Source organism: Rhodococcus sp. IEGM 1306 (assembly GCF_036541985.1).
Taxonomy (GTDB): domain Bacteria; phylum Actinomycetota; class Actinomycetes; order Mycobacteriales; family Mycobacteriaceae; genus Rhodococcus_F; species Rhodococcus_F qingshengii.
This window is the reverse complement of record NZ_JAZHFF010000005.1, coordinates 512,196-526,784: the sequence shown is the minus strand read 5'-3', so window position 1 is coordinate 526,784 and position 14,589 is coordinate 512,196. Positions and strand designations below refer to the sequence as shown.

Genomic DNA, 14,589 nt, shown 5'->3' with positions numbered 1-14,589 from the left:
AGCACAGTGTCGCGGTAAGCACATGTGTTCGTATATCAGTAGTCACCGACAGACCCGGTTCGATCACTCCACACCCAACTGGAACAGGTCACCCGGCTGATCACCCTGATAGACGAGCACGTCGACGCCCGGGTGATGCGCGATCACGTGTGCCTCGAGTTGCCCGGCCAGGTCGTCCGGCGCGTCCGCACCCATGAGTAGGGTCACGAGTTCGCCACCGGATCCGAGCGCAAGGTCGACCAGTCGCGCACTCGACTCCGCGACGTCGGGTCCGATGAGCACCACCTCGTGCCCCATCAGACCGATCGCGTCACCCGGGTCACAGGTCCCGACGTACGTCAGGGAGCGTTCGACGGCAATGCGCAGCGATCCCCACCGAGTCGCAGCTGCGGCCTCGGACATCGTGAAGCCGTCGTCGGCGACGTTGCGCTGAGCGTCGTGAACGGCGAGGGCCGCCAGGCCCTGGACCATCGACGATGTCGACAGCAGCAGAACCTGGTGAAGCGGATCGCGGGCAGCGGCACTGACTGCGACCAGTTCCTGAGCGGTCAAAGCTCCGTTCGGAAGCACCAGAACTTCGCTTCGCTCCATCTGACGGATGCGGCCGAGCAGTTGCGCGCGTGTCACCGGCGCGTCGTCGCACCGAAGAACCGTCGCGCCCTCACTCTCGAACAACGCCGCCGCACTGTCACCGGCAACGACAGCCAATACGCCGCGCGCGCCGGCGCCGGGGAATCGCCTCTCCGCCCGTGCCACCAGCTGGTCTCGTTCGTCGACGAGAAAACTGCTGATGCGAATGCCGTGGACCTTCCCGGCCTCGAGACCTGCCTCGACGGCAGCGCCGGCATCGCAGCAATGCACGTGCACCGACCAGCCACCGAAGCCGTCGCTGACGATGACCGTCGAATCCCCGAGGACGGACAGCCGCGTGCGCAGCGCCGTCATGCGATCGTCGTCCGAGTCGTCGACGAGGTACATGACCTCGAAATCCTGTTCCGAGTGATCACCACATTCGATCGGGCTCTTGTGAGCCCAATCGTGATCGAAAGCGCTGACGTCGACAACTGCGCTCGACTTCGGGTCCGGCGTCCCCAGATCCTCGCGAACCTGCGCTTTCCCGGTCACCACCTCGACAAATGCGTCGAGAATCAGAACGAGTCCGAATCCCCCGGCATCGACCACTCCGGCGGAGGCCAGAACGTCCAGTTGCTCCGGGGTCTTGTTCAACGCGACCGCAGCCGCATCGGCAGCGGCGGCAACCACGGAAGCAAGGTCCTCGCCACTCGGCGTCCTGGTGTCGACGCACTCCTGCGCCGCCTCCCCCGACGCGCGCAAAACCGTGACGATGGTGCCTTCCACCAGATCGGAGACAGCCCGAGAGGCCAGCGCCGTCGCCGTTGTCAGCGAGTTCGCAAAGCTGCGGCCGTCGATGTGCTCGCCGTGGACGCTCTCGGCAATGCCCCGGATCACCTGGGACAAGATCACTCCGGAATTGCCCCTGGCACCCGATACCGCGCCCCGAGCCAGAGCGTTGGCGACGCGACCGGCACTGCGGACGTCGTCCTCGATCGTCTCGGCGGAATCGAGGGCAGCTCGCATCGTGAACAACAGGTTGGTGCCGGTATCCGAATCAGGGATGGGAAAGACGTTGAGGCTGTTGATCTCTCCACGACGTTTCTGGAGGCTGTCGACCGCCCGACGGGCCCAGCGCCGCAGCAGATGGCCGTCCGCGACGGATTCCACTTCATCGGCGACGCGTTGCACTTCCCCCACTGACGGTTCCCTTCCACGACGGAAAGACTGACGACTGACTGACCGCGACGAAACGAGATCGGCGATCGGTGCAGTCGAGGGTAGTCCGACGCTTCGGCGCAACCGTGACTACCGGGCGGTTTGGCCATTCGGGCCGGAAGCGGTTACTCTTACACGGTTGCCTCGAACGGGCTACACGAAATAATGCTGCACATTGTTTGTTGCTGATTGACTGTTTTCACGTTCGACTGCACAGTGAGCGGTCAAGGATCGGTTCGAAGTCGAGTATATTCGGATTGTAATTCTGGCTGCCCTACCGTGTAGGGTAACCACTTCAATATTCATTTCTAACAAGGAGTTCGCGACTATGGCTGCCGTCTGCGACGTATGCGCCAAGGGGCCCGGCTTCGGTAAGTCGGTCTCGCACTCGCACCGGCGTACCAATCGTCGCTGGAACCCGAACATTCAGTCTGTTCGTACCGAGGTTGCCCCGGGTAACACCCGTAAGGTCAACGTGTGCACCTCCTGCCTGAAGGCAGGCAAGGTCGCTCGGGGCTGATTGCCCGAGCACAAACTATTGCAGGCTCTGCCCCCGTCACTTCGGTGACGGGGGCAGAGCTGTATCTATGTGTCCCCGTGTTTCGTTTGGCTGTCAGGCACCCGTAATGTGCGTTGAGTGACTTCTATCGATGACCTGAGCAAAGTGACCCTCGACGAGGGCGTACTCCGCATCACCATTTCCACCGCCGCCAACGGCACCTCACTCGACGACGAAGGACTGGTTCAGGGCGCGCAGGCGCTCGAGACAGTCGGAAACGACATCGGGAGCATCCTTCTGGTCGGCGAGGGCGCAAACTTCTGTGCCGGCGGCAACGTCCGTGCATTCGCAGCAGCCCCCGACCGCGGCGAGTACGTGGCCGAAGTTGCCCGCGTCTTCCACGTGTTCGTACGCGCGCTCGACGCCGCGACCGCTCCGGTGGTCGCCGGAGTCCACGGATGGGCGGCCGGCGCCGGAATGAGCCTGGTCTGCCTCGCGGACGTCGCGATCGGCGGAACCGGCACCAAGCTTCGCCCTGCCTACCCCTCCATCGGTTTCACCCCGGACGGCGGGATGTCATGGACACTCCCCCGCATCGTCGGTGCGGCACGCGCTCGCGAGATTCTTCTCAACGATTCGGTGATCGGTGGCGACGAAGCCGTCCGCCTGGGGATTCTCACGCGACTCGTCGGCGACGACGAGGTTCAGGAAGAGGCGGCTCGCCTCGCCCGCGCCTTGGCCAACGGGCCGAGCACGTCGTACTCGGGAATCAAAGCGCTGCTGCGTTCGTCACGGACGAACTCGCTTGCCGAGCAACTCGACGCCGAAGCTGCGTCCATCGCCCTCGCGGCGAACAGCCCGATCGGCCGCGAAGGTGTCGACGCATTCGTCGAAAAGCGTCGCCCCGATTTCACTTCCGCAAAGCAGGCGTAAGTCAGCGGCATGCCGAACGTCGCGCCACGACGTTCGGCATGCCAGGTGAGTGCAGACGCAGTTCGATCAGCCCAGATTCCAGTCGACCGGATCGGCTCCCAGTCCGGTCAAGAGTTCGTTCGCACGACTGAACGGGCGCGAACCGAAGAAACCGCGCGAGGCCGAAAGCGGTGACGGGTGCGCGGATTCGATGATCGGTGTGTCGCCGAGCATCGGCGCGAGGGTGGCCGCGTCCCGACCCCACAAGATCGCCACCATCGGCGACGACCGCGCGACCAGAGCGCGGATAGCCTGCTCGGTGACCGGTTCCCAGCCCTTCTTGCGATGAGAAGCGGCTTGCCCAGGCTGCACGGTGAGAACGCGATTGAGAAGCAGCACACCTTGTTTCGACCACGGCGTCAGATCGCCGTTCGGCGGTATCGGCAACCCGAGATCCTGGTGATACTCCTTGTAGATGTTGCCGAGGCTTCGCGGAACCGGCCGCACGTCCGGGGCAACCGAAAAGCTCAACCCGACAGCATGACCGGGCGTCGGATAGGGGTCTTGACCGACGATCAGCACCCGAACGTCGTCGAACGGGTTCGTGAATGCACGCAAGACTTTCTCTCCCGCAGGCAGATACTCCCGTCCCGCAGCGATCTCGTCGCGCAAGAACTTACCCATCGCGGAGATCTGCTCCGAGACCGGTTCGAGTGCCCGCGCCCACCCTGGATCGACGATCTCTGCAAGCGGCGCCATCAGTCGAGCCTGCGCAACGCGTCGCGGTAGTACGCCGCATTGGCTGCGTACATCTTGACGTTCCCGTCGAGGTGACCGAGCGGAACCTCGTATCCCGCACGGACCTTGGCCGGCACACCGAGTGCCATGCTGCGCGGCGGAACCTGCATCTTGTTGGCCACCACCGCACCAGCGGCGACGATCGACCCCGTCCCGATCACCGTACCGTTGAGAACAACTGACCCCGATGCGATCAGGCAGTGGTCCTCGATGGTCGACCCCTCGATGTGCGCGTTGTGGCCAACGACGCAACCGGAGCCGATGACGGTTGCATCGATGGCGGTGCAGTGGATGACAGTTCCGTCCTGGATGTTGGATCCGATTCCCACCGAAATGGTTCCGTAGTCACCACGCAATACCGCTTGCGGCCAGATAGAGGTTCCCGCCGCGAGAGTCACGGCGCCGATCACCACCGCGTCCGGGTGGACGTACGCGTCCGGATGGATGTCCGGAACTCTGTCTCCAAGTGCATATACAGCCATGAAAGCAACCTATACCGCGGTGGTGCCGGTGGTCGAAAAGCTGTGCCAACCTCCGCCGCTCTCGCGGAGGGAACCGTCGACCGTCACACCGGACCCGCCGACGACCTCACCGATCACAGTCCACCCCGAAGGAATCTCGACTTCCGGCCCGAAAGTTGCTGCAAATCCGTGATCTTCACCACCGGAGAGGATCCAGTCCAGCGGATCGACGTCGAGGACCTCGGACGCCGACGCGACGTCGGGTGAGGTCGGAACCGTCGCCGAGAAGATGTCGAACCGCACGTCCGATGCCTCTGCAAGATGTCGGAGATCCGCGATCAATCCGTCGGATACGTCGGTCATCGAATGTGCTGATCCTGCCGCCGCCCAAGCCGATTCATAGGGCGGATTCGGAATCCGATGAGAAGCAAGCAAATCCGGAAAACCTTCCGCTTCGTCGAGAAGTAGGGCCAAACCCGCTGCCGAGCAACCGAACAACCCGGCGACCGCGATCCTGTCACCGACCTTCGCTCCCGACCGCAGCACTGCCGGACGGCCGCCCAGATCGCCGAGGACGGTCACCGACACGACGATCACCGGTGATTGGACGAGGTCTCCGCCGACTACACCGGCTCCCAGATCGGTTGCCGCGTCCCAGATCCCGGCCGAGATCCCGTCGACCACGTCGACGGGAGTCGACGGTGGGCACCCCAGAGACACGGTGAATGCCGTCGGCCTCGCTCCCATCGACACCACGTCGGCAGCGTTCTGGGCCACCGCCTTGCGGCCGATGTCCCGCGGCGAAGACCAGTCCATTCGGAAATGTCGACCTTCGACCAGCATGTCGGACGAGACGACGACGCGACCGTCACCGGAGGTCACGATCGCGGCATCGTCCCCCGGCCCCAATTCAGTGGTGACCGGTTGGATTCGGCCGACGAGAGAGCGCGCGATCACGTCGAACTCCCCCACCTGTTCGACGGTGTGCTCTGACCCGAACTCCGATGATGCAGCGAACTCCGATGATGCGATGAGTGTCTCCAATGCCGACGCAATTCGCTCGTAAGCGGCCTGCGGTACCTTCTAGCTGTGGTCGTGAATGCTTCTGCAAGCTCACGCGTGTGTCGGCAATCCTACCGATTCACCGCCGTGTCCTCAGAAGTGACAAGACCGCCGATCGACTGGACCAGGACCCGAGCGAAGAACTGAGCATGGCAGAAAACACTTCCACCGCAGACAACACCGACATCGACCCCGACGGCGACGACGATCCGTCCGAGCGCCGCAGTCCGGCACTGATCGCGACCGCCATCGCGCTCCCGGTGGCCCTGATCGTCGGAGTGGTGATCGCAGCCGTCGTCGCGGGAAACAACCCCGAACTCTCGCCCGTGGCGCTCGGTCCCGTGCCGGCACCGGCTGCAGAGTCGGAGGCCTGCGTTTCCCTTCTCGATGCGCTTCCCGACAAGATCGACGACTTCACGAAAGCCGAGTTGGTGGAGCCTGCTCCGGTCGGAGCCGCCGCTTGGCAGCGCAGCGAAGGTGAGCCGATCGTGCTGCGCTGCGGATTAGACCGTCCGTCCGAGTTCGATCAGGCGGCAGCGCTACAGGTCGTCAACGGCGTGCAGTGGTTCCAGGTCTCGGGAACCGACATCGGTCTGGCGGCGAGCACGTGGTTTGCCGTAGACCGTGGCGAGTACATCGGTATCACTATCCCCGACGGGACCGGCCCGACGCCGATTCAGGAGATCTCCGACACCATCACGGCGACTCTCGAACAGAAGCCTCTCGACCCGGCACCGGTCGCGGTTCCCTGATCAGCGAAGGCCGGTGCCTCGAGCGATGGCGGTGTCGACCAGTGTCGAAATCAAAGTGCGGTAATCGATTCCGGTGGCGTTCCACATCTTCGGGTACATCGAGATGGAGGTGAACCCGGGCATCGTGTTGATCTCGTTGATCACCGGACCGTCGGCCGTGACGAAGAAGTCGACTCGCGAGAGTCCTTGGCAATCGAGGGCCTTGAACGCGCGGACTGCAAGCTCCCTGATCTGGTCGCTCACCGACTCGTCGAGTTTCGCAGGGATGTCGAATTCACAGACGTCGTCGAGGTACTTGGTGTCGAAGTCGTAGAACGCGTCCGAATCGGCGTCGGAATCCGGCATCCGGATCTCGGCGACCACACTCGCCTTGACGTCGCCGTTCGGGAATTCGAGGACGCCGCATTCCACCTCGCGGCCGATAATCGCGCCTTCGACGATCACCTTGGGATCGTGCAGGCGTGCATGAGCAATCGCCCCGTCCAGACCGTCCCAATTGCTCACCCGAGTGATGCCGATGGACGAGCCTCCACGAGCGGGCTTCACGAAAACCGGAAGGCCTAACTCAGCCTTCTGCTCTTCGGTGAGCGTTGCGGTTCCCGGTCGAAGCACGACCTGCACTCCGACGGGAAGTCCTTCAGCAGCAAGAAGCTTCTTCGTGAACTCTTTGTCCATGCCGGCGGCGCTGGCCAGGACTCCGGGTCCGACGTACGGAACCCCGGCAAGTTCGAGCAGACCCTGAATGGTGCCGTCTTCGCCGTAAGCCCCATGCAGAACGGGGAACACGACGTCGACCGACGCGAGCACAGCACCGGCGTCCGACCCGTCGAAGGAGATGACTTCGCCCTCGCGGGTGGGGTCCGGGCTGAGGACCACCGACGTTCCGTCCTTGTCGACCGACGGCAGTGCGCGCCCGCTGATCGCGAGGGAGTTGGGGTCGCTCGAACCGAGCACCCAGGAACCGTCGACGGTGATGCCGATCGGTACGACGTCGTACCGATCGGGGTCGAGGTTGCTCAGGACGCTTCCGGCGGAAACACAGGACACTGAATGCTCATTGCTCCGGCCACCGAAGATCACGGCCACGCGGGTACGGCTGCTGTTCACGCGTCAAACCGTACCGCCGAATCGACTTCGGCACGCGATCGGGCCGGACCCGAAATCATCGACGTGGTCCGCTCACGCGTCGAGCGCACGCTCGATGTCGACCAGAAGATCGGCGGTGTCCTCGATGCCACAAGCGATTCGGACAAAACCCGCACTGACCGGATCGCCCCAGCGCGCACGGCGATCCGCCGTCGTGTGGATCCCGCCGAAGCTGGTGGCGGCCGTGACGAGCGCGCTCGCTTCGACGAACGAGTGGAATGCCTGAGCCGAATCCAGTTCGACGCTCACCAGTCCGCCGAATCGATTCATCTGACCGGATGCCGTTGCGAAGGACGGGTCACCGCGAAGGCCCGGGTAACGAACGGACCGGACCGCTTTGTGTCCCGCCAACATCTCGGCCAGGGCCAGCGCGTTGTCGCACTGACGTCCGAATCGCAGGCCTGCCGTGCCGAGACTGCGGTGCGCAAGCCACGTCTCGAAGGGGCCGAGCACTGTTCCCGAAAGAAGTCGCTCACGCTCGATTCGCTGACTCACAGCCGCATCGGAGGTGGCGACGTAACCCATCAGGAGGTCACTGTGCCCGCTGAGGGCCTTGGTACCGCTGGCCACGACGATGTCGGCACCCAATTCGAGCGGGCACTGCCCCAGCGGTGTCGCAGTCGTGTTGTCGACGATCAGCAGCGCGCCCGATCGGTGGCACACGTCGGCGAGCACGCGAAGGTCGACCACGTCCAGCACCGGGTTGGACGGCGTCTCGGCGACGACGACCACGCGGCCCGGCGACGCGGCGAGCAGATCCGCGAAGCTCGCGTCGCCCATCTGCAGAGTCGAAACTTCGCGAACCGTGATCCCCAACGGCGCGAGGCGCTCGTTCGCGTACAACCGCACCTGGTAGTACCCGTCCGAGGGCACGACGACGGTATCTCCGGTGACGAGCACGCTGCGCAAGGTCGCGGTGATCGCGGACATTCCCGATCCCATGACGAGGGCGTAGTCCGCTCCTTCGAGCGCCGCGAGCGCTGATTCGAGTCCGCGCCAACCCGGGTTCGATGCACGAGCGTAGGTATCGGACTCGGAGCCTTCCTCGGGCGAAAGTTGGTACGGCGCAGCGAATATCGGCCCAAGCTGCATGGGCTTGCCCGCGGCGTGTTCGCGCGCGACGGCGCTCACGCTGCGCGTCGAATCCCCGTAGTCCCCGCGATGACTCATCCCGATTTCACTCATTCCGGCTTCGTCCGGCGTCCGAGCAACTGACCGATCGCATCGCTGACGGCCATGCCTTCGTGGCACACCCGATGGACCGCGTCGGTCAACGGCATCTCCACGTCGTATCCGGCAGCGAGTGCGCGTACCGACGTGCACGACTTCACGCCCTCGGCTACCTGACCGTTGGTTGCCTTCTGCGCCGACTCCATCGACCCGCCCCGTCCGAGCCGCTCTCCGAACGTCCGGTTTCGCGACAACTCGGACGTGCAGGTCGCTACCAGGTCACCGACACCCGCCAAGCCTGCGAGAGTCGACGCCTTGGCTCCGAGCGCAACACCGAGCCGGATTGTTTCGGCGAGCCCGCGGGTGATGATGCTGGCAACCGTGTTGTCGCCGAACCCACTACCGGCGGCCATGCCACAGGCCAGTGCGATCACGTTCTTGCACGCACCGCCGATCTCACAACCGATGACGTCGGAATTGGTGTACGGCCTGAAATAGCCGGTAGCGCAAGCATCCTGGAGAGCGAGGGCACGCGAGGAATCCGAGCAGGCGATCACCGTCGCCGCGGGCTGCCCGCTGGCGATCTCGTGTGCAAGATTCGGGCCCGAGAGCACCGCGACGCGCCCCGGTTCCACACCGGTCACCGACACGATGACCTGGCTCATGCGCATGAGCGTCCCGGTCTCGATTCCCTTGGCCAGACTCAGCAGAGTCGCATCGGGTCCGATCGAGCCCTTCCACTGCTCCAGGTTTCCCCGTAGCGACTGCGAGGGAACCGCCAGCACGATGAAGTCAGCGCCTGCCATCGCCTCCTCGTGGTGGTGGGTCGCGCGAATCGACGAAGGCAAAGCAATGCCTGGCAGATAGTCGCTGTTCTCGTGCGTGGTGTCGATGCGCTTCGCGACCTCTTCACGCCTGGCCCACATCGTCACGTCGGTTCCGGCCTCGGCCATCACCTTCGCCAACGCCGTTCCCCACGAACCTGCGCCCAATACAGCTGCCTTACTCACACGCTCACCCCGTCTACCCGGCGAAGCGGGTCGCCGCCAGAAAAATCGTCTGCACAGAGTATCGCCTGTGGTGCACTGCGGTGGGCAGCCGCGGACACCGAGCGTGATGACTGGCAAGATCGAGGGATGGACAGCGCGGAACCCCCGTACCCACACGTCGTGGAGACACCGCATGCGCGCACGGAGATCGAACGCCCCATGCATGCGATAGTGGCCGTCAAGTCCTTGAGATCGGCCAAGTCCCGCCTCGCGGGCGAACTCGACTCGGACGCGCGTGCAGACCTGGTGTTGGCCATGCTTCACGACACCCTCGCCACCGTCGCAGCCGTCTCGGCCATCGACAGCGTCACAGTGGTCACCCCAGACCCCACCGTTGCCGCCCTTGCATATTCCGTCGGCGTGACGGTCTACGCCGATCCAGCTCCCGACGGCGACCGAACCAACGGCACAACACCGCGCACGGAGGAAACCCTCAATGCGGCGCTGAGTGCAGCGGCCGCCGATATCCGAGCCAAGCGCGGAGTGGTCGACCTCGTTGTGCTGCAAGCCGACTTGCCCGCCATGCAACCAAGCGAACTGACGGAGGCCGTGGCCGACGCCCGAAGCGGCGGACGTTCCGTCGTCGTCGATCATCACGGCACCGGCACCTCCGCATTGTTTGCGTGTGGAGAGAGTGCGCTCGACCCTCGATTCGGACCGGAATCTGCACTTGGACATACTAATTCAGGTGCTCGTCCACTCAACGGCCAATGGCCGGGACTGCGCACCGACGTCGACACCCATGCCGATCTCAGCACTGTGCGAGCACTGGGAGTAGGCCCCGCGACATCGGCTTCGTTGACCAGACTCAAGGCCACGCCGTCGAACAGCCGATGAATTTTCTTTCATCGATTGTCGGACCGCGCGATTGTGGGGGATGATCGACGAGTGAGCAATGGCGAAGCACTCGAAAACCGTATTTCCGAAGACCAGTCGGACGGAGACCACAGCTCCGGCCGGCACGAGAACGGCGCGGCCACGTCGCCGCGATCTCAGGCCGTCGCGGTCGCCACCAACATCCCGGGCGCGCCCCCTGCAGCTACCAAGGCAGAGCTACCCGAATTGCTCGTCGGGCTCCCCGAGGATCGTTACCTCAACCGCGAACTCAGCTGGCTCGATTTCAATGCCCGTGTTCTCGCATTGGCCGCCGACGAGTCACTGCCGTTGCTCGAACGCGCAAAGTTCCTCGCCATCTTCGCTTCCAATCTCGACGAATTTTTCATGGTCCGGGTCGCCGGACTCAAGCGCCGCGACGAGACCGGACTGTCGGTCAGGTCCGCCGACGGCCTCTCCCCACGCGAACAATTGGCGCTCATCGCGCGTCGCACCCAGGAACTCGCCGACAAGCACGCGCACGTGTTTCTCGACTCGGTCCGCCCTGCCCTGGCGGCAGAGGGCATTTCGATCGTTCGGTGGGCCGATCTCAGCGCCGATGACCACGGCCGACTCTCGGCACATTTCCACGAGCAGGTCTTCCCGGTACTGACGCCGTTGGCAGTTGATCACGCTCACCCGTTCCCCTACATCAGCGGACTGAGCCTCAACCTCGCCGTGACGGTGAAGGACTCCGTCACCCGCGGCGAACACTTCGCTCGCGTCAAGGTTCCCGACAACGTCGGCCGGTTCGTGCGAGTCAAGAGCACGACGTCTTCGTCCACCATCGATTCGTTCCTCCCGATGGAAGAACTGATTTCGGCTCATCTGGACGTGCTGTTCCCCGGAATGGAAATCGTCGAACATCACGCTTTCCGAATCACACGCAACGCCGATTTCGAGGTCGAAGAGGATCGGGACGAGGATCTGCTGCAGGCACTCGAACGTGAATTGGCGCGTCGCCGTTTCGGTTCACCCGTTCGACTCGAAGTTGCCGACGACATGACCGAGCACATGCTCGAACTGCTTCTGCGTGAACTCGACGTCGATCCGGCCGACGTGATCGAGGTTTCCGGTCTGCTCGACTTGTCCTGCCTCTGGCAGGTTTACGCCGTCGACCGCCCGGCTCTCAAGGACGCGCCGTTCGTCCCGGCGACGCATCCGGCGTTCGGTGAGCGCGAGACTCCGAAGAGCGTCTTCTCGACCCTGCGCGAAGGCGACGTGCTCGTCCACCATCCTTACGACTCGTTTTCCACAAGCGTTCAACGCTTCATCGAACAGGCCGCCGCCGACCCGCAGGTACTCGCGATCAAGCAGACCCTGTACCGCACTTCCGGCGACTCCCCCATCGTCAACGCACTGATCGACGCCGCCGAAGCCGGCAAGCAGGTTGTCGCGCTGGTGGAGATCAAGGCGCGCTTCGACGAGCAGGCCAACATCAAGTGGGCACGCAAACTCGAGCAGGCCGGCGTTCACGTCGTCTACGGTTTGGTCGGTCTCAAGACTCACTGCAAGACTTGCCTCGTCGTCAGGCGAGAGGGCTCGACCATTCGTCGTTACTGCCACATCGGCACCGGCAACTACAACCCGAAGACCGCGCGTATGTACGAGGACGTCGGATTGCTCACCGCAGCACCGGAGATCGGTGCGGACCTCACCGACCTCTTCAACTCGCTGACCGGATACTCCCGAAAGACGAGTTACCGCAACCTTCTCGTTGCGCCGTACGGGGTTCGACGCGGGATCATCGAGCGGATCGACAACGAGATCGCGCACAAGCTCGCAGGCCGCGAGGCCGGTATCCGCTTGAAAGCCAACGCATTGGTCGACGAGCAGGTCATCGACGCGTTGTACCGCGCGTCCAAGGCCGGTATCCCCGTCGAGATCGTGGTCCGCGGAATCTGCGCGCTCAAGCCGGGTGTTCCCGGCCTCAGCGAAAACATCGAAGTACGTTCCATTCTCGGACGCTTCCTGGAACACTCGCGAATGTTCCATTTCCGCTCGGCCGACGAGTTCTGGATCGGCAGCGCAGACATGATGCACCGCAACCTCGATCGCCGCGTCGAGGTCATGGTGCAGGTCAAGGACCCGAAACTGTCGAAGCAGCTCGGTGACATCTTCGACTCCGCGCTCGACCCCCGAACTCGCTGCTGGGTACTGCATCCGGACGGGAGTTGGGTCGCTGCCCCCGAACGCGGTGAGGACGTACGTGAGCATCAACAGTCGTTGATGCGCAGCCGCACCGCCAGCGGGTCTTGACGGGCTCGGATCACACAATGAGCGACAAGCCGGTCAAAGCCAACATCTTTGCCGCAGGCGCGGTTCTGTGGCGGAAGGCTCCCCAGGATCCTTCCGCCATCGAGATCGCCGTCGTACATCGACCGAAGTACGACGACTGGTCATTCCCCAAAGGAAAGCTCGATCCCGGCGAGACCTTCTTGACCGCGGCAGTTCGCGAGGTCCGCGAAGAGACCTCGATCACCGGACGTTTCGGAAGGCACCTCGGTGGCGTGACGTACCCGATCCCGGGACATCGCAAACTCAAACGGGTCGAATACTGGTCGGCCGAAGCAGTAGACGGAGATTTCGGGCCGAACAACGAAGTAGATGTTCTCTATTGGCTTCCGGTCGCCGAGGTCGCCGATCATCTTTCCTACCCGATGGATCGGATGATTCTTCGCCGCTTCGTTTCCATTCGGCCGGACACGAAAACGGTATTGCTCGTCCGCCACGCAAAAGCTGGAAGCCGTAAGCGGTACAAGGGCGACGACAATGTGCGTCCACTCGACGCCAAGGGCAAAGAGCAATCCGCCGCCTTGGTCGAACAGCTGAAAATCTTCGGAGCCGATTCGGTTTTCGCGGCTGACCGTACGCGCTGCGTCGACACCGTAATGCCATTGGCGGAGGCATTGGGTGTCGAAGTTTCGACGGAACCTCTTCTGACCGAAGAAGGTTACGAGGCCGATCCCGAGGCCGCCAGGGCACGTGCGCTGCAGATCGCCGCGTTGGAGGGCACTCCCGTGATCTGCAGCCAAGGAGGCGTCATCCCCGATTTGATGCGCTGGTGGGCTGATACGGCCGGTGTAACACTGCCCTCCGCACGCAACCGTAAGGCGAGCACTTGGGTGCTCTCGTTCCTCGACGGCCGTCTGGTTGCCGCCGATCACCTCGACAGCCCGCTCCCCAAAGTCGCCAACTCCTGAGGGATTTGGACCAACCGACACCCAACTCGAGTCGGTAGTTTTGCAAAGCACTGAAACACAGGAGAATTCACACTTCTCCCAGGCAGCAAAAAGAGGTGCAGCCGCGGATCTGATCTGCGGCTGCACCTCTTTGTCTTACGGCATCGGGTTTTTCACCCGAACGCGCCTACTTTGCGCGCTTGGCCGGAGCCTTCTTGGCCGGAGCCTTCTTGGCTGCGGTCTTGGCGGGAGCCTTCTTGGCCGGAGCCTTCTTGGCCGGAGCCTTGGCTGCGGTCTTGGCGGGAGCCTTCTTGGCGGGAGCCTTGGTGGCAACCGTCTTCTTGGCTGCGGTCTTGGCCGGAGCCTTCTTGGCGGGAGCCTTGGTGGCAACCGTCTTCTTGGCTGCGGTCTTGGCCGGAGCCTTCTTGGCGGGAGCCTTCGCGGCAACCGTCTTCTTGGCTGCGGTCTTGGCCGGAGCCTTCTTTGCCGGAGCCTTCTTGGCTGCGGTCTTCTTGGCAGCAGCCTTCTTGGCTGCAGCCTTGGTGGCCGGTGCTGCTACGCCACGCTTGACTGCCGGGCCGGTGGCCGGAAGCTTCTGTCCACCAGCGATAACAGCCTTGAACTGCGCACCCGGACGGAAAGCCGGAACCGACGTCGGCTTGACCTTGACGGTCTCGCCCGTACGCGGGTTGCGTGCAACACGTGCTGCACGACGACGCTGCTCGAAGACTCCGAAGCCGGTGATGGTCACGCTCTCGCCACGGTGGACGGCGCGGACGATGGTGTCCACGACGTGCTCCACTGCGTCGGTCGCTGTGCGCCTGTCCGAACCCAGCTTTTCAGTCAGAACATCGATGAGCTCTGCCTTGTTCATTGAAATTCCTCCGCTAATTG

General features: G+C 63.5%; 14 protein-coding genes. 6 read left to right on the top strand and 8 right to left on the bottom strand.

Features of this window, described 5'->3' with window-relative positions; all coding sequences use genetic code 11:
• Nucleotides 1–63: 63 nt before the first annotated feature.
• A complete protein-coding gene (locus V3587_RS17945) occupies nucleotides 64–1,773 on the bottom strand; it encodes a DAK2 domain-containing protein (protein WP_124566321.1) in 1,710 nt (569 codons plus the stop codon).
• Between the two features lie 346 nt (nucleotides 1,774–2,119).
• On the opposite strand from V3587_RS17945, the gene rpmB reads away from it, so the two are divergent.
• Both rpmB and V3587_RS17935 read left to right on the top strand, forming a co-directional pair.
• Entirely contained in the window at nucleotides 2,120–2,311 is a 192-nt protein-coding gene (rpmB, locus tag V3587_RS17940) for a 50S ribosomal protein L28 (protein WP_003942669.1), read from the top strand.
• Between the two features lie 117 nt (nucleotides 2,312–2,428).
• Nucleotides 2,429–3,223, top strand: a complete 795-nt coding sequence (locus V3587_RS17935; RefSeq protein WP_124566322.1) for an enoyl-CoA hydratase-related protein — start codon at nucleotides 2,429–2,431, stop codon at nucleotides 3,221–3,223.
• A gap of 66 nt (nucleotides 3,224–3,289) precedes the next feature.
• Here the strand turns inward: V3587_RS17935 and V3587_RS17930 are convergent, their stop codons facing one another.
• Genes V3587_RS17930 through V3587_RS17920 form a run of 3 tightly spaced genes read right to left on the bottom strand, consistent with a single transcriptional unit; the run spans nucleotide 3,290 to nucleotide 5,505 of the window.
• On the bottom strand, nucleotides 3,290–3,961 hold the full coding sequence (locus V3587_RS17930; RefSeq protein ID WP_283377063.1) for a uracil-DNA glycosylase: 672 nt from the start codon (nucleotides 3,959–3,961) through the stop codon (nucleotides 3,290–3,292).
• Nucleotides 3,961–4,482, bottom strand: a complete 522-nt coding sequence (locus V3587_RS17925; RefSeq protein WP_007729328.1) for a gamma carbonic anhydrase family protein — start codon at nucleotides 4,480–4,482, stop codon at nucleotides 3,961–3,963. Before V3587_RS17925 ends, V3587_RS17930 begins: the two co-directional genes overlap by 1 nt.
• A 9-nt stretch (nucleotides 4,483–4,491) precedes the next feature.
• Nucleotides 4,492–5,505, bottom strand: coding sequence for a thiamine-phosphate kinase (locus tag V3587_RS17920; RefSeq protein ID WP_283377062.1), 1,014 nt, complete (start codon nucleotides 5,503–5,505; stop codon nucleotides 4,492–4,494).
• Nucleotides 5,506–5,582: 77 nt separating this feature from the next.
• Between V3587_RS17920 and V3587_RS17915 the strand changes: the two genes are divergently transcribed.
• Nucleotides 5,583–6,275 carry a DUF3515 domain-containing protein gene (locus V3587_RS17915; protein WP_095969219.1) on the top strand — a complete coding sequence of 231 codons (693 nt, stop codon included), beginning with the start codon at nucleotides 5,583–5,585 and terminating at the stop codon, nucleotides 6,273–6,275.
• On the opposite strand, the gene V3587_RS17910 is transcribed toward V3587_RS17915, so the two are convergent.
• The 3 genes from V3587_RS17910 to V3587_RS17900 all read right to left on the bottom strand — a co-directional run bounded on the left by V3587_RS17910 (nucleotide 6,276) and on the right by V3587_RS17900 (nucleotide 9,601).
• The gene (locus tag V3587_RS17910) at nucleotides 6,276–7,382 is read right to left on the bottom strand and encodes a D-alanine--D-alanine ligase family protein (protein ID WP_283377061.1); all 1,107 of its coding nucleotides are present in this window, start codon (nucleotides 7,380–7,382) and stop codon (nucleotides 6,276–6,278) included.
• A gap of 72 nt (nucleotides 7,383–7,454) precedes the next feature.
• Nucleotides 7,455–8,606 carry a cystathionine gamma-lyase gene (locus tag V3587_RS17905; RefSeq protein ID WP_283377060.1) on the bottom strand — a complete coding sequence of 384 codons (1,152 nt, stop codon included), beginning with the start codon at nucleotides 8,604–8,606 and terminating at the stop codon, nucleotides 7,455–7,457.
• On the bottom strand, nucleotides 8,603–9,601 hold the full coding sequence (locus tag V3587_RS17900; RefSeq protein ID WP_019747941.1) for an NAD(P)H-dependent glycerol-3-phosphate dehydrogenase: 999 nt from the start codon (nucleotides 9,599–9,601) through the stop codon (nucleotides 8,603–8,605). The genes V3587_RS17905 and V3587_RS17900 overlap by 4 nt, the downstream gene beginning before the upstream one ends.
• 126 nt (nucleotides 9,602–9,727) lie before the next feature.
• On the opposite strand from V3587_RS17900, the gene cofC reads away from it, so the two are divergent.
• Genes cofC through V3587_RS17885 form a run of 3 tightly spaced genes read left to right on the top strand, consistent with a single transcriptional unit; the run spans nucleotide 9,728 to nucleotide 13,716 of the window.
• Entirely contained in the window at nucleotides 9,728–10,477 is a 750-nt protein-coding gene (gene cofC, locus V3587_RS17895; protein ID WP_095969216.1) for a 2-phospho-L-lactate guanylyltransferase, read from the top strand.
• A gap of 51 nt (nucleotides 10,478–10,528) precedes the next feature.
• On the top strand, nucleotides 10,529–12,772 hold the full coding sequence (locus V3587_RS17890; protein WP_095969215.1) for an RNA degradosome polyphosphate kinase: 2,244 nt from the start codon (nucleotides 10,529–10,531) through the stop codon (nucleotides 12,770–12,772).
• 17 nt (nucleotides 12,773–12,789) lie between these two features.
• Nucleotides 12,790–13,716 carry an NUDIX hydrolase gene (locus V3587_RS17885; protein WP_095969214.1) on the top strand — a complete coding sequence of 309 codons (927 nt, stop codon included), beginning with the start codon at nucleotides 12,790–12,792 and terminating at the stop codon, nucleotides 13,714–13,716.
• Nucleotides 13,717–13,882: 166 nt separating this feature from the next.
• Here V3587_RS17885 and V3587_RS17880 read toward each other — a convergent pair whose 3' ends face one another.
• Entirely contained in the window at nucleotides 13,883–14,569 is a 687-nt protein-coding gene (locus tag V3587_RS17880) for an HU family DNA-binding protein (RefSeq protein WP_047271271.1), read from the bottom strand.
• Between the last annotated feature and the right edge of the window lie 20 nt (nucleotides 14,570–14,589).

Excerpts from the sequence above, each read along its gene's own strand:
- V3587_RS17905 (WP_283377060.1), bottom strand. The coding sequence starts at position 8,606 with ATGAGTGAAATCGGGATGAGTCATCGCGGGGACTACGGGGATTCGACG.
- V3587_RS17880 (WP_047271271.1), bottom strand. The coding sequence starts at position 14,569 with ATGAACAAGGCAGAGCTCATCGATGTTCTGACTGAAAAGCTGGGTTCG.
- V3587_RS17930 (WP_283377063.1), bottom strand. The coding sequence starts at position 3,961 with ATGGCGCCGCTTGCAGAGATCGTCGATCCAGGGTGGGCGCGGGCACTC.
- rpmB (WP_003942669.1), top strand. The coding sequence starts at position 2,120 with ATGGCTGCCGTCTGCGACGTATGCGCCAAGGGGCCCGGCTTCGGTAAG.
- cofC (WP_095969216.1), top strand. The coding sequence starts at position 9,728 with ATGGACAGCGCGGAACCCCCGTACCCACACGTCGTGGAGACACCGCAT.
- V3587_RS17925 (WP_007729328.1), bottom strand. The coding sequence starts at position 4,482 with ATGGCTGTATATGCACTTGGAGACAGAGTTCCGGACATCCATCCGGAC.
- V3587_RS17885 (WP_095969214.1), top strand. The coding sequence starts at position 12,790 with ATGAGCGACAAGCCGGTCAAAGCCAACATCTTTGCCGCAGGCGCGGTT.